The 19,405-nt window shown below is 66.2% G+C and carries 12 protein-coding genes; 10 read left to right on the top strand and 2 right to left on the bottom strand.

Annotated elements, in window-relative coordinates:
- Window positions 1-271: 271 nt before the first annotated feature.
- The 6 genes from ACXJMY_RS36230 to ACXJMY_RS36205 all read left to right on the top strand — a co-directional run bounded on the left by ACXJMY_RS36230 (window position 272) and on the right by ACXJMY_RS36205 (window position 11,444).
- The gene (locus tag ACXJMY_RS36230; RefSeq protein ID WP_456624141.1) at window positions 272-5,476 is read left to right on the top strand and encodes an alpha-2-macroglobulin family protein; all 5,205 of its coding nucleotides are present in this window, start codon (window positions 272-274) and stop codon (window positions 5,474-5,476) included.
- Between the two features lie 5 nt (window positions 5,477-5,481).
- Window positions 5,482-7,671 (top strand): penicillin-binding protein 1C, encoded by a 2,190-nt coding sequence (pbpC, locus tag ACXJMY_RS36225; RefSeq protein ID WP_456624140.1) that lies wholly within the window; start codon window positions 5,482-5,484, stop codon window positions 7,669-7,671.
- 50 nt (window positions 7,672-7,721) lie between these two features.
- Entirely contained in the window at window positions 7,722-9,464 is a 1,743-nt protein-coding gene (locus ACXJMY_RS36220) for an ArnT family glycosyltransferase (protein WP_456624139.1), read from the top strand.
- A gap of 1 nt (window position 9,465) precedes the next feature.
- A complete protein-coding gene (locus ACXJMY_RS36215) occupies window positions 9,466-10,311 on the top strand; it encodes a phosphatase PAP2 family protein (protein WP_456624138.1) in 846 nt (281 codons plus the stop codon).
- Window positions 10,312-10,374: 63 nt separating this feature from the next.
- Window positions 10,375-11,109, top strand: a complete 735-nt coding sequence (locus ACXJMY_RS36210; protein WP_456624137.1) for a glycosyltransferase family 2 protein — start codon at window positions 10,375-10,377, stop codon at window positions 11,107-11,109.
- The gene (locus ACXJMY_RS36205; RefSeq protein WP_456624136.1) at window positions 11,106-11,444 is read left to right on the top strand and encodes a lipid-A-disaccharide synthase N-terminal domain-containing protein; all 339 of its coding nucleotides are present in this window, start codon (window positions 11,106-11,108) and stop codon (window positions 11,442-11,444) included. Before ACXJMY_RS36210 ends, ACXJMY_RS36205 begins: the two co-directional genes overlap by 4 nt.
- A gap of 63 nt (window positions 11,445-11,507) precedes the next feature.
- Here ACXJMY_RS36205 and ACXJMY_RS36200 read toward each other — a convergent pair whose 3' ends face one another.
- Window positions 11,508-13,199: a Na/Pi cotransporter family protein gene (locus ACXJMY_RS36200; RefSeq protein WP_456624135.1), complete on the bottom strand. Its 1,692-nt coding sequence runs from the start codon at window positions 13,197-13,199 to the stop codon at window positions 11,508-11,510.
- Window positions 13,200-13,332: 133 nt separating this feature from the next.
- Complete coding sequence (metC, locus tag ACXJMY_RS36195; RefSeq protein ID WP_456624134.1) at window positions 13,333-14,517, bottom strand: cystathionine beta-lyase; 1,185 nt, start codon at window positions 14,515-14,517, stop codon at window positions 13,333-13,335.
- Window positions 14,518-14,912: 395 nt separating this feature from the next.
- Between metC and ACXJMY_RS36190 the strand changes: the two genes are divergently transcribed.
- The 4 genes from ACXJMY_RS36190 to ACXJMY_RS36175 form a co-directional block, all read left to right on the top strand.
- Entirely contained in the window at window positions 14,913-15,926 is a 1,014-nt protein-coding gene (locus tag ACXJMY_RS36190; RefSeq protein WP_456624133.1) for an amino acid ABC transporter substrate-binding protein, read from the top strand.
- Window positions 15,927-15,950: 24 nt separating this feature from the next.
- Window positions 15,951-17,156, top strand: coding sequence for an amino acid ABC transporter permease (locus tag ACXJMY_RS36185; RefSeq protein WP_456624132.1), 1,206 nt, complete (start codon window positions 15,951-15,953; stop codon window positions 17,154-17,156).
- Window positions 17,153-18,673, top strand: coding sequence for an amino acid ABC transporter permease (locus ACXJMY_RS36180; RefSeq protein WP_456624131.1), 1,521 nt, complete (start codon window positions 17,153-17,155; stop codon window positions 18,671-18,673). The genes ACXJMY_RS36185 and ACXJMY_RS36180 overlap by 4 nt, the downstream gene beginning before the upstream one ends.
- Before the next feature lie 11 nt (window positions 18,674-18,684).
- Window positions 18,685-19,405: amino acid ABC transporter ATP-binding protein (locus tag ACXJMY_RS36175; protein WP_456624130.1), on the top strand; the 721-nt coding region annotated here is incomplete at its 3' end.

Raw genomic sequence — 19,405 nt, 5'->3', positions numbered from 1 at the left:
GAGCGGCCGCGGACTGGACGATGGATCACATCGCCGGGAACGCAGGCTAGCTTCCGGGACACGGCCGCCGGTCGACTGGTCAGGTATGGCTGCGCCATCAGGACGGCGTGCGCGGCGGTATCGCGATCGGTCTCCTCAGGGCTTGCCTTGTCATGGCGAATGCGGCGTTTTGCACCTTTGGTTCCATCGCCTTGAGTCCGTCACCTTTCCGCGCACTTCATGCCACCGCGGCGCTCGTCCGCGATCCTCTCAGGGATTTCTGGAGTCCATCATGATCGGTCTGATCCGCGCCGTCACACTCTGCGCCACGCTGGCGTTCGGCCTTGCGGCCGCGCAAGGAGCCGACAAGGCGTTCAAGCGCGACGATCTCGCCGATTCCGCAATCAAGCTGGAGGCCCAGATCAAGAGCGAGGCCGGGCCGGTCGCCAAGACCAGCGCGACGCTGCGCACCGACGCCGACGCCGCGTTCCGGCGCAACGATTTCCGCAGCGGCCTGTCGGTGCTCGGCCAGATCGCCGCGACCACGCCCGAGGATGCCGGCAACTGGCTGCGGCTGGCGCGGGTCATCTTCCAGATCAGCCCGAAGAGCTCGAGCGAGCAGACTTTCCTGCTGGAGCGCGCCTCGACCGCGGCCTACATCGCCTACCAGCGCGCCGGCAATCCCGGCGAGGAGGCCGACGCGCTCGCCGTGCTCGGAAAATCGCTCGCCGAACGCAAGCTGTGGCGGCCGGCGCTGGATTCGCTGCGGCTGTCGCTCGACATGCGCGAGGTCGCCGACGTTCGCGGCCAATATGAGAAGCTGCGCGACGAGCACGGTTTCCGGCTGCTCGACTATACGGTGGATTCGGACTCGGCGAGCCCGCGCGCCTGCTTCCAGTTCTCCGAGGAATTGGCAAAACGCACCGACTTCGCGCCATACCTGGCGCTTGCGGGCCAGGACAAGCCGGCGCTGTCGGCCGAAGGCAAGCAGCTCTGCGTCGACGGGCTGAAGCACGGCGAACGCTACAACGTCAATCTGCGCGCCGGCCTGCCGTCGACCGTGAAGGAGGGCCTGCCGAAATCGGCCGAGTTCAACATCTATGTGCGCGATCGCAAGCCGTTCGTGCGCTTCACCAGCCGCGCCTATGTGCTGCCCAGGACCGGCCAGCGCGGCATTCCCGTGGTCAGCGTCAACACGCCGGCGGTCAACATCAACGTGTTCCGGATCGGCGACCGCAATCTGATCAACACGGTGGTCGACAGCGATTTCCAGAAGACGTTGTCCAAATATCAACTCACCGACCTCGGCGACGAGCGCGGCGTAAAAGTCTGGTCCGGCGAGCTCGCGACCGCGATGACGCTGAACCAGGACGTCACCACCGCTTTCCCGGTCGACCAGGCGCTCGGCGATCTCCAGGCCGGCGTTTACGTGATGACGGCCGCCGCCAAGGGGCCGGGCTCAGACGACGACTATCAGCTCGCAACCCAATGGTTCATCGTCTCCGATCTCGGCGTGTCGGCCTATTCCGGCAATGACGGCATCCACGTCTTCGTCAACTCGCTGGCCTCGACCGATCCGGTCGGCAAGGCGGAGGTGCGGCTGGTCGCGCGCAACAACGAGATCCTGGCGACGCGCAAGACCGACGACAGCGGCCACGTGCTGTTCGAGGCGGGACTGGCGCGCGGCGAGGGCGGATTGTCGCCGGCCATGCTCACGGTCACCGGCGAGAAGGCCGACTATGCCTTCCTCAGCCTGAAGACGAGCGCCTTCGATCTGTCCGACCGCGGCGTCGCGGGGCGCGTGGTGCCGGCCGGCGCCGACGCCTTCGTCTATGCCGAGCGCGGCGTCTACCGTTCCAGCGAAACCGTCTATCTCACCGCGCTGCTGCGCGACGGGCAGGGCAATGCCGTCACCGGTGGACCGTTGAGCCTGGTGATCGAGCGTCCGGATGGCGTCGAATTCCGTCGCGCCGTGCTCCCCGACCAGGGCGCCGGCGGGCGCACGCTGGCTGTGCCGCTCAACTCCGCCGTCCCGACCGGGACCTGGCGGGTGCGTGCCTTCACCGACCCGAAGGGCTCTTCGGTCGGCGAGACCACCTTCATGGTCGAGGATTACGTTCCTGATCGGATCGAATTCGACTTGTCCGCCAAGGACAAGCTGATCAAAGCTAACGCTCCTGTGGAGCTCAAGGCGGACGGTCATTTCCTCTATGGCGCGCCGGCCTCCGGCCTCCAGCTCGAAGGCGACATGCTGATCGCGCCCGCCACTGAGCGTCCGGGCTTTGCCGGCTACCAGTTCGGCGTCGCCGACGAAGAGACCACCTCGAACGAGCGCACGCCACTGGAGAACCTGCCCGAGGCAGACGCCAATGGTGTCGCGACCTTCCCGGTGACGCTCGACAAGCAGCCCGCCTCGACGCGTCCGCAGGAAGCGCAGATCTTCGTCCGCATGGTCGAGACCGGCGGCCGCGCCGTCGAGCGCAAGCTGGTGCTGCCGGTCGCGCCGGCCAACGCCATGATCGGCATCAAGCCGCTATTCGGCGACAAGAACGTCGCCGAGGGCGACAAGGCCGAGTTCGACGTCTTGTTCGTCTCGCCCGAGGGCAAGACGCTTCCCCGCGACGGCCTGCGCTACGAGCTCCTGAAGATGGAGTCGCGCTACCAATGGTACCGCCAGAACAATTATTGGGAGTACGAGCCGGTCAAGTCGACCTCGCGCGTCTCTGATGGCGACGTCACGATCGCCGCCGACAAGCCCTCGCGCATCTCGCTGGCGCCGCGGCCCGGCCGCTACCGGCTCGATGTGAAATCGAATGACGCCGACGGCCCGGTCACCTCGGTGCAGTTCGACGTCGGCTGGTACTCCGACGGCAGCGCTGACACGCCGGACCTGCTGGAGACCTCGATCGACAAGCCGCAATACGCTTCCGGCGACACCATGACGGTGTCGGTGAACGTCCGCACTGCCGGAAAGCTCACCGTCAACGTGCTCGGCGATCGCCTGCTCACGACGCAGACCATCGACGTCAAGGAAGGCACTGCGCAGGTCAAGCTTCCGGTCGGCAAGGATTGGGGCACCGGCGCCTATGTGGTGGCGACGCTGCGCCGTCCGCTCGATGCGGCCGCGCAGCGCATGCCGGGCCGGGCCATCGGGCTGAAATGGTTCGGTATCGACAAGCAGACCCGCACGCTCCAGGTCAAGCTGACGCCGCCTTCGCTGATCCGGCCGAATGCGATGCTGAAGATCCCGGTCAAGCTTGACGGGCTCAATCCGGGCGAGGACGCCAAAATCGTCATCGCCGCGGTCGATGTCGGCATCCTCAACCTCACCAATTACAAGCCGCCGGCGCCGGACGATTACTATCTCGGCCAGCGCCGCCTGAGCGCGGAGATCCGCGACCTCTACGGGCAGCTGATCGACGGCATGTCGGGCACGCGCGGCCAGATCAAGTCCGGCGGTGACGCCGGGGCCGCCGAGCTCCAGGGCTCGCCGCCGGCGCAGAAGCCGCTCGCGCTCTATTCGGGTATCGTCACCGTCGCCGCCGACGGCACCGCGGAGGTGAGCTTCGACATTCCGGAGTTCGCCGGCACCGCGCGCGTGATGGCGGTGGCATGGACCGCGACCAAGCTCGGCCGCGCCAACACCGACGTCGTGATCCGCGATCCCGTGGTGCTGACGACGACCTTGCCGCGCTTCCTGCTCAATGGCGATCACGGCACGGTCAATCTGGAGATCGACAATGTCGAGGGCCAGGCCGGCGACTACGTCATCAACGTGAAAACGGGCGGCCCGGTGAAGATGACCGGCAATCCAGCCACCACGGTGAAGCTCGCCGCCAAGCAGCGCAATTCCTTCGCGCTCGCCATCGACGCGACGGCGGCGGGGCAAGCGACGCTCGACGTCGACATCAAGGGACCGAATGGCCTGGCGCTGGCGCGCCACTACGCGCTCGACGTCAAGGCGGCGACGCAGGTGCTGGCGCGGCGCTCGATCCGGACGCTGGCCAAGGGCGAGAGCCTGACGCTGACCTCGGACATGTTCTCGGATCTCGTGCCGGGCACCGGAAGCGTTTCGGTTTCGGCGAGCCTTTCGACCGCGCTCGATGCGGCGACGATCCTGAAAGCGCTCGACCGCTATCCCTATGGCTGCTCGGAGCAGATCACCAGCCGCGCCATGCCGCTGCTCTATGTCAACGAGCTCGCGGCCGGCGCGCATCTGGCCATGGACACCGAGGTCGACCAGCGCATCCGCGACGCGATCGAACGGCTTTTGGCCCGTCAGGGCTCCAACGGTTCGTTCGGACTGTGGTCGGCCGGCGGCGACGACGCCTGGCTCGATGCGTACGTGACGGACTTCCTGACCCGCGCCCGTGAAAAGGGCTTTGTGGTGCCGGACGTGCTGTTCAAGAACGCGCTGGATCGTATCCGCAACGCCGTCGTCAACGGCAACGAGCCGGAGAAGGACGGCGGGCGCGATCTCGCCTACGGCCTCTACGTGCTCGCGCGCAACGGCGCGGCACCGATCGGTGACCTCCGCTATCTCGCCGATACCAAGCTCTCCAACCTCGCAACCCCGATTGCGAAGTCGCAGCTCGCGGCCGCGCTGGCGCTGGTCGGCGATCGCAACCGCGCGGAGCGCGTCTATGGCGCGGCGCTCGACTCGCTGGCGCCAAAGCCGGTGCTGGAATTCGGCCGCACCGATTACGGCTCGCAGCTCCGCGACGCCGCGGCGCTGGTCTCGCTCGCGAGCGAAGGCAACGCGCCGAAGGCGACACTGACGCAGGCGGTGTCGCGGGTCGAGACCGCGCGTGGGCTGACGCCCTACACCTCCACGCAGGAGAATGCGTGGCTGGTGCTGGCGGCGCGCGCGCTGGCGAAAGAGAACCTGTCGATGGAGGTCGACGGCCAGCCGGTCAAGACCGCGCTCTACCGCAGCTACAAGGCTGTGACGCTGGAGGGCAAGCCGCTGAAGATCACCAACACCGGCGACGCGCCGGTGCAGGCGGTGGTCTCGGTGTCGGGCTCGCCGGTGACGCCGGAGCCGGCGGCATCCAACGGCTTCAAGATCGAGCGCAATTACTTCACGCTCGACGGCAAGCCCGCCGACATCAGCAAGGTCAAGCAGAACCAGCGCTTCGCGGTGGTGCTGAAGATCACCGAGGCGAAGCCCGAGTACGGCCACATCATGGTGTCCGATTATCTGCCGGCGGGCCTCGAGATCGACAATCCCAAGCTGGTGTCGTCGGGTGACAGCGGCACGCTGGACTGGATCGAGGACGGCGAGGAGCCGGAGGATACCGAGTTCCGCGATGACCGCTTCACCGCGGCGGTCGACCGGGCCTCGGACTCCAAGTCGGTGTTCACCGTCGCCTATGTTGTCCGCGCGGTTTCGCCGGGTAAATACGTATTGCCGCAGGCCTATGTCGAGGACATGTACAACCCCTCGCGCTACGGCCGCACGGGCACGGGCAATGTCGAGGTGCGGGCGGCGAAGTGAGTGAGATGAGCGAAGGCGATAACAGCTCTCGTCATTCCGGGATGGTCCGAAGGACCAGACCCGGAATCTCGAGATTCCGGGTTCGGCTCTTCGAGCCGCCCCGGAATGACGGGCGTGGAGCAGGGCGCGCGGCACTGCGCCTCCTCTCAGCTGCCGCCTTCACCTTCATCCTCGCTATCGTAGGCTTCGTCGGCTGGGTCTACTCCCTCGGCCCGTTGCCGCTCGACGAGGCTCGCGCCGTCTCCACCACCATCCTCGACCGCAACGGAAAACTGCTGCGCGCCTATGCCATGGCGGACGGGCGCTGGCGGCTGCCGGTCGACGCCAGGACCAATGTCGATCCGACCTATCTCAAGCTGCTGCTGGCCTATGAGGACCAGCGCTTCTACGCCCATGACGGCATCGATCCGCTCGCGCTCGGGCGCGCCGCGTTGCAGCTCGGGACGCGCGGCCACATCGTGTCGGGCGGCTCGACCATCACCATGCAGCTTGCGCGGCTGATGGAGCCGCGGCGGCAGCGCTCGATCTACGCAAAGCTGCGGCAGATCGTGCGTGCGATCGAGATCGAGCGCAGCATGAGCAAGAGCGAGATCCTCGACCTCTATCTCGCGCTCGCGCCTTACGGCGGCAATCTCGAAGGCATCCGCGCCGCCTCCATCGCCTATCTCGGCAAGGAGCCGAAGCGGCTGTCGCTGGCCGAGGCCGCGCTCCTGGTTGCCCTGCCGCAATCGCCGGAGACGCGCAGGCTCGACCGCTTCCCCGAAGCTGCGCGCATCGCGCGCGACCGCGTGCTCGACCGCATGGTCGAGGAGCATCAGGTCAGCGCCGACGACGCCAGGCAGGCCAAGCTCGTGCCGGTGCCGAAGCTGCGCAAGCCGATGCCGATCCTGGCGCCGCATGCCTCCGACACGGCGCTCTCGACCATCAAGGACACGCCGGTCATCAAGCTGACGCTCGATGCCAATCTCCAGAAGGTGCTGGAGCCACTGGCGCGCGATCGTGCCATTGCGCTGGGCCCGAACATCTCGGTCGGCATCATCGTCGCCGACAATGACAGCGGCGATGTGCTCGCCCGCGTCGGCTCGGCCGATTATTTCGACGAGCGGCGGGCAGGGCAGGTCGACATGACCCGCGCCATCCGCTCGCCGGGGTCGACCCTGAAGCCTTTCATCTACGGCCTCGCCTTCGAGGATGGCTTCGTCCACCCCGAGAGCCTGATCGACGATCGTCCGGTCCGCTTCGGCTCCTACGCGCCGGAAAATTTCGACATGACGTTCCAGGGCACGGTGCCGGTGAGGAAGGCGCTGCAATTGTCGCTGAACGTTCCGGCCATCGTGCTGCTCGACCGCGTCGGCGCGAGCCGTTTGGCGTCGCGGCTGCGTCAGGCCGGCGGCAATCTCGTCTTGCCCAAGGACGAAGCGCCCGGGCTCGCCATGGGCCTCGGCGGCGTCGGCGTGACGCTCCAGGACCTCGCGCAGCTCTATACGGGTCTCGCCCGGCTCGGCACCACAAAGCCGCTGCGCGAGGTCATGGCTGATAAGGACGACCGCGAGTCGCTCCGGCTCCTGGATCAGGTCGCGGCCTGGCAGGTCGGTAACGTGCTCCAGGGCACGCCGCCGCCGGAAAACGCCGCCCACAACCGCATCGCCTTCAAGACCGGCACCTCCTACGGCTATCGCGACGCCTGGTCGGTCGGGTTCGATGGCCGCATGACCATCGGCGTCTGGGTCGGCCGTCCCGACGGCGCGCCGGTTCCCGGCCTGATTGGCCGCGTGGCCGCCGCGCCCATCCTGTTCGACGCCTTCGCCCGGACCGGCAAGCTGCCGGCACCGCTGCCGAAGCCACCCAAGGGAACCCTGGCCGCCAGCAACGCCAAGTTGCCGTTGCCCCTGAAGCGGTTCCGCCCGGTGGGCGAACTGGTCAGGGCAGGCGGCGAGCAGGCCCCGCACATCCAGTTCCCGCTGAACGGATCCCGGATCGACGTCGACCGCTCCGCCGGGCCGGAGGCCGCCGCCATGCCGGTGAAGGTCGCCGGCGGCGTCTTGCCCATGACCATCCTGGTCAATGGAACCGCGCTCGGCGAGATCGACGGCCGGCGGCAGCGGCTGATCGAGCCGCCAGGGCCGGGCTTTGCAAGGCTCACCGTGATCGACGCCACTGGCGCCGCGGACACAGTTGTCATTCGAATTCAATGACTTGATGCTAAGCGGTTGTGGGAACGGCGGTTTCAGCGTATGCGGAACCGATGGTCGAGACCTACCCAAGCCCCCGTTTTGGAGCACCCCGCGAGCCGAAATCGCCCGTAAATCCGGGCAGCCGGCTCGTGCTGATGTTCGACGTCGTCACGGCCAGCCACGCCCGCGCGGTCGCCTTCCTGGTGCTGTGCGCGCTGCTGCTGTTCCTGCCAGGCTTCTTCACGATTCCGCCGATCGACCGCGACGAGGCGCGCTTCGCGCAGGCGACCAAGCAGATGGTCGAGAACGGCGACTATGTCGACATCCGCTTCCAGGAGGATGTCCGCTACAAGAAGCCGGTCGGCATCTACTGGCTGCAATCGGCGGCGGTCGAAGCCGCCACGGCACTCAAGCTGCCGAAGGCTGAATTGCGGATCTGGGTCTACCGTCTGCCGTCGCTGATCGGGGCGATCGGCGCCGTGCTCATGACCTATTGGGCCGCGCTCGGCTTCGTCACGCGCCGGGCCGCGGTGCTGGCGGCGCTGATGATGTGCGCCTCGGTGCTGCTCGGCGTCGAGGCGCGGCTCGCCAAGACCGACGCGATGCTGCTGTTCTGCGTGGTCGCCGCAATGGGCGCGATGGCACGGGCCTACCTGTCCTGGCAACGCGCCGAGGACGAGACGCGTCCGCCCTGGAGCTGGCCCGCGATCTTCTGGACCGCGCTGGCCGTGGGCATCCTGATCAAGGGCCCCCTGATCCTGATGTTCGCAGGTCTGACCGTGGTCGCGCTGGCGATCCAGGATCGCGATGCCTCCTGGCTGTGGCGGCTGCGCCCGGTCTGGGGCCTGATGTGGATGCTGGTGCTGGTGCTGCCCTGGTTCATCGCTATCTTCTGGCGCGCGGGCGACGCCTTCTTCGCCGACTCGGTCGGCGGCGACATGCTGAGCAAGATCGGCGCACAGGAATCCCATGGCGCACCGCCCGGGCTTTACCTCGCGCTGTTCTGGATCACGTTCTGGCCGGGCGCGCCGCTCGCGGCGATGGCGGCGCCCGCGGTTTGGCGCGCGCGGCGCGAGCCCGGCGCGCAATTCCTGCTGGCCTGGCTGGTCCCGTCGTGGATCGTGTTCGAGGCGGTGCTGACCAAGCTGCCGCATTACGTGCTGCCGCTGTATCCGGCGATCGCGATTCTCACCGCCGGCGCGCTGGAACGGCGCGTGCTGTCGCGGTCCTGGCTGATGCGCGGTTCGGCCTGGTGGTTCGCGATTCCCGTGGCCGGCTCGATCATCGCGGTGGTCGGCGCCGTCATGCTGACGCGGCAGCCGGCCTTCGCGGCCTGGCCGTTCATCGCGGCCTCGCTGATCTTCGGGCTGTTCGCCTGGTGGCTTTACGACAACAATCGGGCCGAGCGTTCGCTGCTCAACGCGCTGGTCGCCGCACTGATGCTGGCCGTGACGGTTTACGGCATCGTGCTGCCGTCCTTGACGCCGCTGTTTCCGAGCATCGAGATCGCGCGGGCGCTCCGCAACGTCACCTGCGTCGGGCCGAAGGCGGCATCGGCCGGTTATCACGAACCGAGCCTCGTCTTCCTGACGGGCACACAGACATTGCTCACCGACGGCTCGGGCGCGGCCGATTTCCTCAGGCAGGGGAGCTGCCGTTTCGCGCTGATCGAGCAGCGTTCCGAGCGCAGCTTCGTGCAGCGGGCCGAGGCGACCGGGCTGCGCTACAAGGTCGGCACGCGCATCGACGGCTATAATTTCTCGCAAGGACGCGCGATCTCGATCGCGATCTACCGCTCGGAAGGCACCGAGTAGGATGCCGGCGCCATCCGTCATCGCGCCGCGCGCGAGCTATCCCGCGCAATTGCTCGCCGTATCGGGGCGCGCCCTGGCGCAGCTCGTGCGCGCGCCCTCGCATTCGCGCCGCGCCGAGGCTGCGCGAAAACTGGCGCGGCACTCGCTGTGGCTCAGCGCGGCCGGTGCGGCCGTGATCATTGCGCTGATGGTCGCGTTCGATCAGACCGAGATCCTACTGATGCCGGTGCGCGGCACGCCCGGCCTATGGCCGATCCGCATCCTCACCGATTTCGGCAAGGACGAGTATGTGCTCTCGGTGCTGGCCACAGCGCTCGTGGTCTTGGCTCTCGTCGCGGCCGGACTGCCCGGCACCCGCCGAACGCTCCTGCTTGGCCTCGGCACGCGGCTGCAATTCGTGTTTCTGTCCGTTGCTTTCTCCGTGCTGGTCGCCGAGATCCTGAAATATCTCATCGGCCGCGGGCGTCCGTTCGTCGGCGGCAGCGCCAACCCGTTCAACTTCATACCGTTCGAGGGAACGGGGGCTTATGCCAGCCTGCCGTCGGGTCACGCGGTGACGGCATTTGCGCTGGCCTTCGCGGTCTCGGCGCTATGGCCGCGCCTGCGCGTGTTCATGTTCACTTACGCAATCGTGATCCTGCTGACGCGGCTGGTGCTGCTCGCGCACCACCCGAGCGATGTCGTGGCCGGCGCCCTGGTCGGCATCGTCGGCGCAATGGCGGTTCGCTACTGGTTTGCGGCCCGAAGGCTCGGCTTTGCCATCCGCGCCGACGGCACCATCGTGGCCCTTCCGGGGCCGGTCGCGAGCCGCCTCAAAAGGGTTGCCCGCGGGGCATCCGCCCCATAAAAGCGGCTGCCTGCCAGGGCCGCCGGTTCCCGCGGCAGGCCAATCCAACCACGAGTTTTCGATTTGTCGTCGTCCCAGCCTTCGGTTTCCATCGTCGTTCCCGTGCGCAACGAAGCCGACAACATCGCGCCCCTGATCGAGGAGATCAGCGCGGCGCTCGACGGCCGCTGGGCCTATGAGATCATCTACGTCAACGACGGCTCGACCGACGCGACCGGCGAACGGCTCGCGGCGATCATGACGCGGCGGGACAATCTGCGTCAGCTCCGCCATGCCAGATCGGGCGGCCAGTCAGCGGCGGTGCGCAGTGGCGTACGCGCAGCACACGGTGCGATCGTGGCGACGCTCGACGGCGACGGCCAGAACAATCCAGCCTTCCTGCCGAACCTGATCGCGGCGGTCGAGAAGGGCAGCAACGTCGGACTTGCCGCAGGGCAGCGTGTCGGCCGCAAGGACACCGGCTTCAAGAAATTCCAGTCGCGCGTCGCCAACGGCGTTCGCAACGCGATTCTGAAGGACGGCACGCGCGACACCGGCTGCGGGCTGAAGGCGTTCCGGCGCGAGGTCTTCCTGACAATGCCCTATTTCGACGGGCTGCATCGTTTCCTGCCGGCGCTGGTACGCCGCGAGGGCTACGAGATCGCCTATGTCGACGTGATCGACCGGCCGCGCCGCTCCGGCGTGTCCAATTACGGTTTCTTCGACCGGCTGTGGATCGGCATCATGGATCTCGCCGGCGTGTGGTGGCTGATCCGCCGCAAGAAGCCGACACCAGATGTGACTGAGGTGAAGGCATGATCATCCAATACGGTCAGGCGCTGAGCAACTATCTCTACGACGTCTTCGTCGCCAAGTTCGATTTCTGGCTGGCGTTCGGCCTGATCGCGCAGCTGTTCTTCACCGCGCGCTTCCTGGTGCAATGGATCGCAAGCGAGCGCGCCGGCAACAGCGTGGTGCCGATGGCGTTCTGGTTCTGCTCGATGGGCGGTGGCCTGATGACGCTGGTCTACGGCGTCGTGAAGCGCGAGCCGGTCATCATCCTCGGACAGGCGCTGGCGACGATCATCTATATCCGCAATATCATGCTGATCGTGAAGAACCGCACCCGCGCCTCGCAGACGCTGGAACGTTGAGCTGATGCGTTCAGCACCGCCGGCCTCGTGCTTTCGGGAGGTGCGGTTCTCGTTCGCGCCGGGTTATCGCGGCAACGCCGACGCCGCGCGTGAGGCGGGCAGGGCGGCTTGATCGGCCTCGTGCCTGCGATAGGGCTCGCCGGCCGCGTCCAGCACGGGATAGGCGACCGAGCAGATGTGCGAATGGATGCGGCGCAAATCGCGCAGCACGTCCAGATGCAGCGACGTGGTCTCGATGGTCTCGGGGCGGCCCTCGCGCAGCCGGTCGAGATGGCGCTCGACGGCGGCAAGCTCGGTGTTGCGCAGCGCGGTCTTCTCCACCAGCAGCTTGCGCGCCTCGTTGGCGTCGCCCGACATGAACACGCCGAAGGCGATGCGCAGCGAGTCCATGGTGCGCTTGTGGAAGGCGGCGAGCTCCTCGGCGCCCTCGGGCGAGAACTGGAAGCGGCGCTTGATCTTCTTGGTCGCAAGCTCGCTGAGGCTCTTGTCGATGATGTCGCCGATATGTTCGAGGTTGATGGCGAAGGAGATGATCTCCATCGCGCGCCGGCCCTCGCTCTCGTCGAGGCTGCCCCGCATCAGTTTCGTGACATAGAGCTTGATGGCTTCGTCGAGGCCGTCGACGGCATTGTCCATCTTCGAGACCTGGTCGACCAGCGCACGGTCGCCCGTCATCATCGCGGCCATCACCTTGCGCAGCATGACCTCGACGAGGTCGCCCATGCGCAGGGTCTCGCGGGCGGCATCGGCGAGCGCCAGCGATGGCGTCTCCAGCGCGGTCTCGTCGAGATAGCGCGGCCGGGCCGGATCGGTCTCCTGGACGCGATCGGGCAGCAGCCGGGTCAACAGCCGCGATAGGGTGTCGAGCAGGCCGATGAAGATGATTGCGGTGCCGACGTTGAAGGCGATGTGGAACGCCGCCGTCATCCTGGCGAGGTCGGGCTGCCAGGCGTGCAGGTGCTCGGCGATCGGACCGAGGAAAGGCAGCACGAGAACGATACCGACCACGCGATTGACGAGATTGCCCACCGGCAGGCGATAGCTCGCGGGATCGTCGCGCTTCGCACCTTCGAACACGGGATTGATGGCGCTGCCGAGATTGGCGCCGAGCACCAGCGCCAAAGCCGCGTAGGGCGATATGAACTGCGAATAGGCCAGCGACATGATCAGCAGCACGCTGGCGACGCTCGAATGCACCGCCCAGGTGACGAGCGCGGCGATTACGATGCACAGAATCGGATCGCCGGTGATCGCCGCCATCACGACACGGACGCCGGGCGCGTTCTCGGCCGGCGCCAGCGTGTCGAGCAGGATATGCAGCGACAGCAGCATCAGACCGAGGCCGATCAGGACACGGCCGATGTCCTTGATGCGCGAGCGCGGGCCCGAGCGGAAGGCGACCAGTCCGAGCACGAACAGCACCGGCGCAACAGCCGCAATGTTGAACGACAGCACCTGCACGATCAGCGTCGTGCCGACATTGGCCCCTAACATGATGGCGAGCGCAGCGACGAGGCTGAGCAGGCCCTCGGCAGCGAAGGAGCTGGTGAGCAGCGCAGTCGCGGTGCTGCTCTGGAGCAGCGCCGTCAACCCGAGGCCCGCGGCAAAGGCGCTGAAGCGGTTACGGAGCGCCTTGCCGAGCAGGCGTCGCAGGTCCGGGCCAAAGGCCCGCAGAATCCCGCTGTGGACCATGTGCAGGCCCCACAGCAACAGCGCCACGCCGCCCATCAGATCGAGCAGTACCAACGTTCCCATGCTCCGTGTCCGGATGAGAGTCGATTGGTGAGGCTAGCGCCAAATGCTTGAGGATCAAACCCTTTGTTGGCGCATCGCCGTTAACGTTTGCGTCGGTTGCTCGTTCCCGCGGCGCGATGCCTGGTGAGCAGGCTCACATTGCCGCTTTGAGGGCAGCGAAGCCGCGATCGAGATCCGCCTTGAGATCGTCGACGCTCTCGAGCCCGATGTGAAGACGCAACGTCGGCCCGCCCGGCGCCCACTTGGTCGCGGTGCGATAGGCGTCGCAGTCGAAGGGAATCGCAAGGCTCTCGAAGCCGCCCCAGGAAAAGCCCATGCCGAACAGTTTTAGCGTGTTGAGCATGGTGTCGACCGCCTGCTGCGGGGCCGGCTTCAGCACGATGCTGAACAGGCCGGAGGCGCCGGTGAAGTCGCGCTTCCAGATCGCGTGTCCCGGATCGGTCTCGAGCCCCGGATGCAGCACGCGTGCGACCTCAGGACGGCTCGCGAGCCAACGCGCCATCTCGAGCCCCGAACGATGATGCTGCGCGAGCCGCACCGACAGCGTGCGCAGGCCACGCAGCGCCAGGAAGACGTCGTCGGGGCCGGCGCAGACGCCAAGCAGGCGGATGCCTTCGGCGATCTGTGGCCATGCCCTGCCGTTGGCCGAGATGGTGCCGAACATGATGTCGGAATGGCCGCCGATATATTTGGTCGCGGCCTGCATGCTGATGTCGACGCCCTGTTCGAGCGAGCGGTGATAGAGCGGGGTTGCCCAGGTGTTGTCGTCGATGACGAGCGCGCCGCGCGCATGAGCGACCTCGGCAATGGCGCGGATGTCGGGCATCTCGAAGGATTGCGAGCCCGGCGCCTCCACCAGCACCGCGCATGTGTTCGGCTTGAACAACGCCTCGATGCCGGCGCCGATCATCGGATCGAAATAGGTGGTCTCGATGCCGAGGCGGGACAGCATGCCGTTGCAGAAATTGCGCGAGGGCCGGTAGACGTTGTCGCAGACCAGGATGTGGTCGCCGGCCTTCAGCACCGAGAGCAGGGTGGTGGAGATCGCCGACAGCCCCGAGGGCACGATGCCGACGCCGGCGCATTGCGGCCCCTCCAGCGCCATCAGCGTCTCCTGGAACGCCCTGGTGGTCGGGGAGCCGTGGCGGCCATAGGTGAACTCGCCGCGATGGGCGTGCAGGTCCTCGGCGGTCGGATAGAGCACGGTCGAGCCGTGGAACACCGGCGGATTGACGAACCCCTTCTGCGCCTTGGTGTCGCGGCCGGAGGTGACCAGCCGGGTTTCGGCCTGCTGCTTGAGGGGGTGCGAGGAATCCATGCGTCTGCTTTCAAAAAGCGCGTTTCCGCGGACGCGAGCTGCGCCTTGCGGGCCGGCCGGAGGCCGCGCCGTTAATAACAGAACACAGAAGAGTCCCGTCAACCCCTTGACCCGGCTCGCCAGTCGTTCTGTGATGCGCAGGTGCTATTCAGTCGCCGCATGTTGAGGGGCCTGCCGCGACCTTCGATCCATCGTCTGACCGGACCATGCGCCAGAGCCATAACGGCGGGGCGCCTGCGGCGGGGATGAAGGTATGGCCTCCCGGGATGGGCGAGTGTTCGGCAAGGTTTCCAGCATGACTCTTGCAAGGCTAGCCTTGATACAGCCAGCCCTGGCGGAGATGATCCTGCGACAACGTTCCAGATCTTGAGACGACTTTGAAAGGCCCTAAGCCCATGAAACGCGTAACCCTGGCTCTCACTCTTCTCGCAGCCGGCCTGACCACCCAAGCCGCCGATGCGCAAACGCTCAAGACCGTCAAGGACCGAGGCATGCTGTCCTGCGGCGTCAGCCAGGGCCTGCCGGGCTTCTCCTCGCCCGACGACAAGGGCAACTGGACCGGGCTCGACGTCGACCTCTGCCGCGCGATCGCCGGCGCGATCTTCAACGATCCGACCAAGGTCAAGTACGTGCCGCTGTCGGCCAAGGACCGCTTCACGGCGCTGCAATCCGGCGAAATCGACGTGCTGTCGCGCAACACCACTTGGACCATCTCGCGCGACACCTCGCTCGGCGCCAACTTCACCGGCGTGACCTACTATGACGGGCAGGGCTTCATGGTGAAGAAGTCGCTCAAGGTGAATTCGGCGCTGGAGCTGAACAGCGCCTCGGTCTGCGTGCAGACCGGCACCACCACCGAGCAGAATCTCGCCGACTACTTCAAGGCCAACAACATGAAGTATGAGGTGATCGCGTTCGGCACCAACGATGAGACGGTCAAGGCCTATGAAGCTGGGCGCTGCGACGTCTTCACCACCGACCAGTCGGGCCTCTACGCCAATCGCCTGAAGCTTGCTAATCCCGGCGACCACATGGTGCTCCCGGAAATCATCTCGAAGGAGCCGCTCGGGCCGATGGTGCGCCACGGCGACGACCAGTGGTTCGACATCGTGAAATGGACGCTGTTTGCCCTGGTCACCGCCGAAGAGCTCGGCGTGACCGCGAAGAACGTCGACGAGAAGGCGAAACTGGAAAATCCGGAGCTGAAGCGCGTGCTCGGCAGCGACGGCAATTTCGGTGAACAGCTTGGGCTGACCAAGGACTGGGTGGTGCGGATCGTGAAGGCCACGGGCAATTATGGCGAGGTGTTCGATCGCAACGTCGGCGCGGGCTCGCCGCTCGGCATCGCCCGTGGTCTCAACAATCTCTGGAACAAGGGCGGTCTCCAGTACGCGCCGCCGATCCGCTGATCCGCTCGATCCCCGCCCGCGGCGATGAGCACCGAGGCCCGCAAACCGCCGCCCCAGATCGCGCTGAAGATCAGGCGCGTGCTGGGCGGCAAGACCGGATGGAACGGCGTCGCCGTCCAGTTCGCCTTCGCGGCGATCCTGGGCTGGATTGCCTACGAAATCGTCTCCAACGCCCGCGCCAACCTCGAGAACCAGCACATTGCCGCCGGCTTCGGCTTCCTCAGGAACAATGCCGGCTTCGACGTCAATCAGACGCTGATCTCGTATACGGGCTCGGACACCTTCTTGCGCGTGTTCGTGGTCGGGCTTCTGAACACGCTGGTGGTCTCGGTGGTGGGCATCGTCTTCGCCACCGTGATCGGCTTCATCGTCGCATTGTGCCGGCTGTCGCCCAACTGGCTTTTGTCGCGCATCGGCGAAATCTATGTCGAGCTCATCCGCAACCTGCCGCTCCTGTTCCAGATCCTGTTCTGGTACCTGGCAGTGCTCGCGGCCTTGCCCAACCCGCGGCAGAGCATATCGCTGCTGGGCATCTCCTTTGTCAGCAACCGCGGACTGGTCATTCCCCGGCCGATCGGCGAAGCCGGGTTCGAGCCGTTTCTGGCGGTACTTGCATTCGGCGTCGTCGCCGCACTTGCGCTCCGCTTCTATGCGCGACGGGCGCTGTTTCAGCGCGGCCAGGTGATCCGCATCTGGCCCTATGTGCTGGGCTTCCTGTTCGGGCTCCCGCTGGTGGCGATTCTGGTGTTCGGGCCGCCCTTCACCTTCGAGCTGCCGCAGCTCAAGGGGTTCAACTTCGCCGGCGGCTCGCGGATCATCCCCGAATTCGTGGCGCTGACGCTGGCGCTGTCGACCTACACCGCCTCCTTCATCGCCGAGATCGTGCGCGCCGGCATCTTGTCGGTCCACAGCGGGCAGATGGAGGCGGGGTCATCGCTGGGCTTGAGCCGCGGCAACACGCTCCGGCTGATCGTCGTGCCGCAGGCGATGCGCGTGATCGTGCCGCCGCTCACCAATCAGTACCTCAACCTCACCAAGAATTCCTCGCTGGCGGTCGCGATCGGCTATCCCGACCTGGTGTCGGTGTTCGCCGGCACGTCGTTGAGCCAGACCGGGCAGGCGATCGAGATCATCGCCATGACGATGGGCGTCTACCTCCTGATTTCGCTCCTGACCAGCGCCGTCATGAGCGTCTACGGGTGGCGTATCAGCCGGAGCCTCGGCGCATGACCGATATCACCTCGTCCGCCTTCGTCCGTCGGGATCTGGTCGCCGAGCGTCCCGCACCGGCCATGACCACGGGCTTCATCGGGCTGGTGCGTACCCGCCTGTTCAATTCGCCGACCAATATCCTGCTGACGATCCTGGGCGCCTTGCTGCTCTGGTTCACCATAGTCCCCTCCGTCAGGTTCCTGCTGTTCGACGCGGTCTGGACCGGCACGGACCGGACCGCCTGCCTGAGCGAGAATGCCGGCTTTGCCGTCGGCGCCTGCTGGCCCTACATCCAGGCCAAGCTGCCGCAGCTGATCTACGGATTCTACCCCGAGGCCGAGCGCTGGCGGGTCAACCTCACGCTCGTGCTGGCGGTGGTTCTGCTGTTGCCGCTGCTCATTCCGCGCCTGCCGGCGAAAGGGCTGAACGCCKGCCTGTTCTTCTTCGCCTTTCCGGTGGTCGCATTCTTTCTGCTGCACGGCGGCGGCATCAAGGGCTTCGGCCTGAGCTGGACGGCCGGCCTGCTGCAATTGTTCGACGACAGCATCGTCGGCGCAGGACAGGCCCTGCTCAATCTCAGCAAGAGCTCGGCCATCGGTCCGCTGCTATGGGTCGTCGGTAACCTCATCGTGCTGGTCGGCACGGCGATCTACTGGCTGATCTTTCCGCTGACGTGGCTGCGCGACCATATTCAGGGCACCGGCCAGTCGGTGTGGGCCGATTTTGCCATCACGGCGGTCGTGATCTCCCTGATCGCCTTCGTCCTCGGCGGCGGCATCCGAACCGGATGGCGCGCTCTGGCTTCCAGCATCGTCACCTTCGTCGCCATCGCGATCGTGATCAAGGTGATGGGGCTCGATCACGGTGGGTTGCCGACCGTGACGACGAATTTGTGGGGCGGCCTGCTGGTGACGCTGGTGGTCTCCGTGACCGGCATCGTCACCTCGCTGCCGATCGGCATCGCGCTGGCGCTCGGCCGCCGCTCCACCATTCCGTTGATCCGGATCTTCTCGATCGCCTTCATCGAGTTCTGGCGCGGTGTGCCGCTGATCACCGTGCTGTTCTTCGCCACCTATATGCTGCCCTTGTTCCTGCCGGGCAATTTCACGGTCGACGGTCTCGTGCGTGCGCTGATCGGCATTGCGCTGTTCACGGGCGCCTACCAGGCCGAGAACGTTCGGGGCGGCCTCGCCGCAATCCCGCGCGGGCAGGGCGAGGCGGCTGCGGCGCTGGGACTGTCCTGGTGGAAGACGACCTCGCTGATCGTGCTGCCGCAGGCGCTGCGTCACGTCATCCCGAACCTCGTCAACAGCTTCATCTCGCTGTTCAAGGATACCTCGCTGGTCTCGATCGTGGCGCTGTTCGACCTCCTGGGTTCGCTGCGGGCGTCGTTCTCGGATCCGAAATGGTCGACGCCGTCGACCGCGTTCACCGGCTTCGCCTTCGCCGGGATCATCTACTTCATCTTCTGCTTTGGAATGTCGCGCTACTCGCTGTTCGTCGAGCACCGCCTCAACGCCCACCGCCGCAACTGATCGAGCTCACCATGTCCGATAGCCCCATCGTCAAGATTTCCGGCCTCAACAAATGGTACGGCGAATTTCACGTGCTGCGCGACATCGACCTCGAGGTCGAGAAGGGCGAGCGCATCGTGATCTGCGGGCCTTCGGGCTCGGGCAAATCGACGCTGATCCGCTGCATCAATGCGCTCGAGGAATTCCAGGAGGGCGAGATCGTCGTCGACGGCATCGAGCTCGGACCGAACCTCAAGCATGTCGATGCGGTCCGCCGCGAGGTCGGCATGGTGTTCCAGAGCTTCAACCTGTTCCCGCATCTGACCGTGCTGGAGAACTGCACGCTGGCGCCGATCTGGGTGCGCAACATCCCGAAGAAGGACGCCGAGCTCAACGCGATGAAATTCCTGGAGCGGGTCAAGATCCCGCACCAGGCCAACAAGTTTCCGGGCCAGATGTCCGGCGGCCAGCAGCAGCGCGTCGCGATCGCGCGGGCGCTGACCATGAACCCGAAGGTGATGCTGTTCGACGAGCCGACCTCGGCGCTCGATCCCGAAATGGTCAAGGAAGTCCTCGACACCATGGTCGACCTCGCCAGGGAGGGCATGACTATGCTGGTGGTCACCCACGAGATGGGATTTGCCAAGGAAGTCGCCAACCGCGTGGTGTTCATGGACGCCGGCCAGATCATCGAATCGAACACCCCGCAGGAGTTCTTCGCTCACCCGCAGCACGCCCGCTCGCAACTGTTCT

It is taken from the genome of Bradyrhizobium sp. P5_C12, from assembly GCF_054049735.1.
The sequence above is the reverse complement of the archived record's forward strand: the minus strand, read 5'-3'. Positions and strand labels throughout refer to the sequence as shown.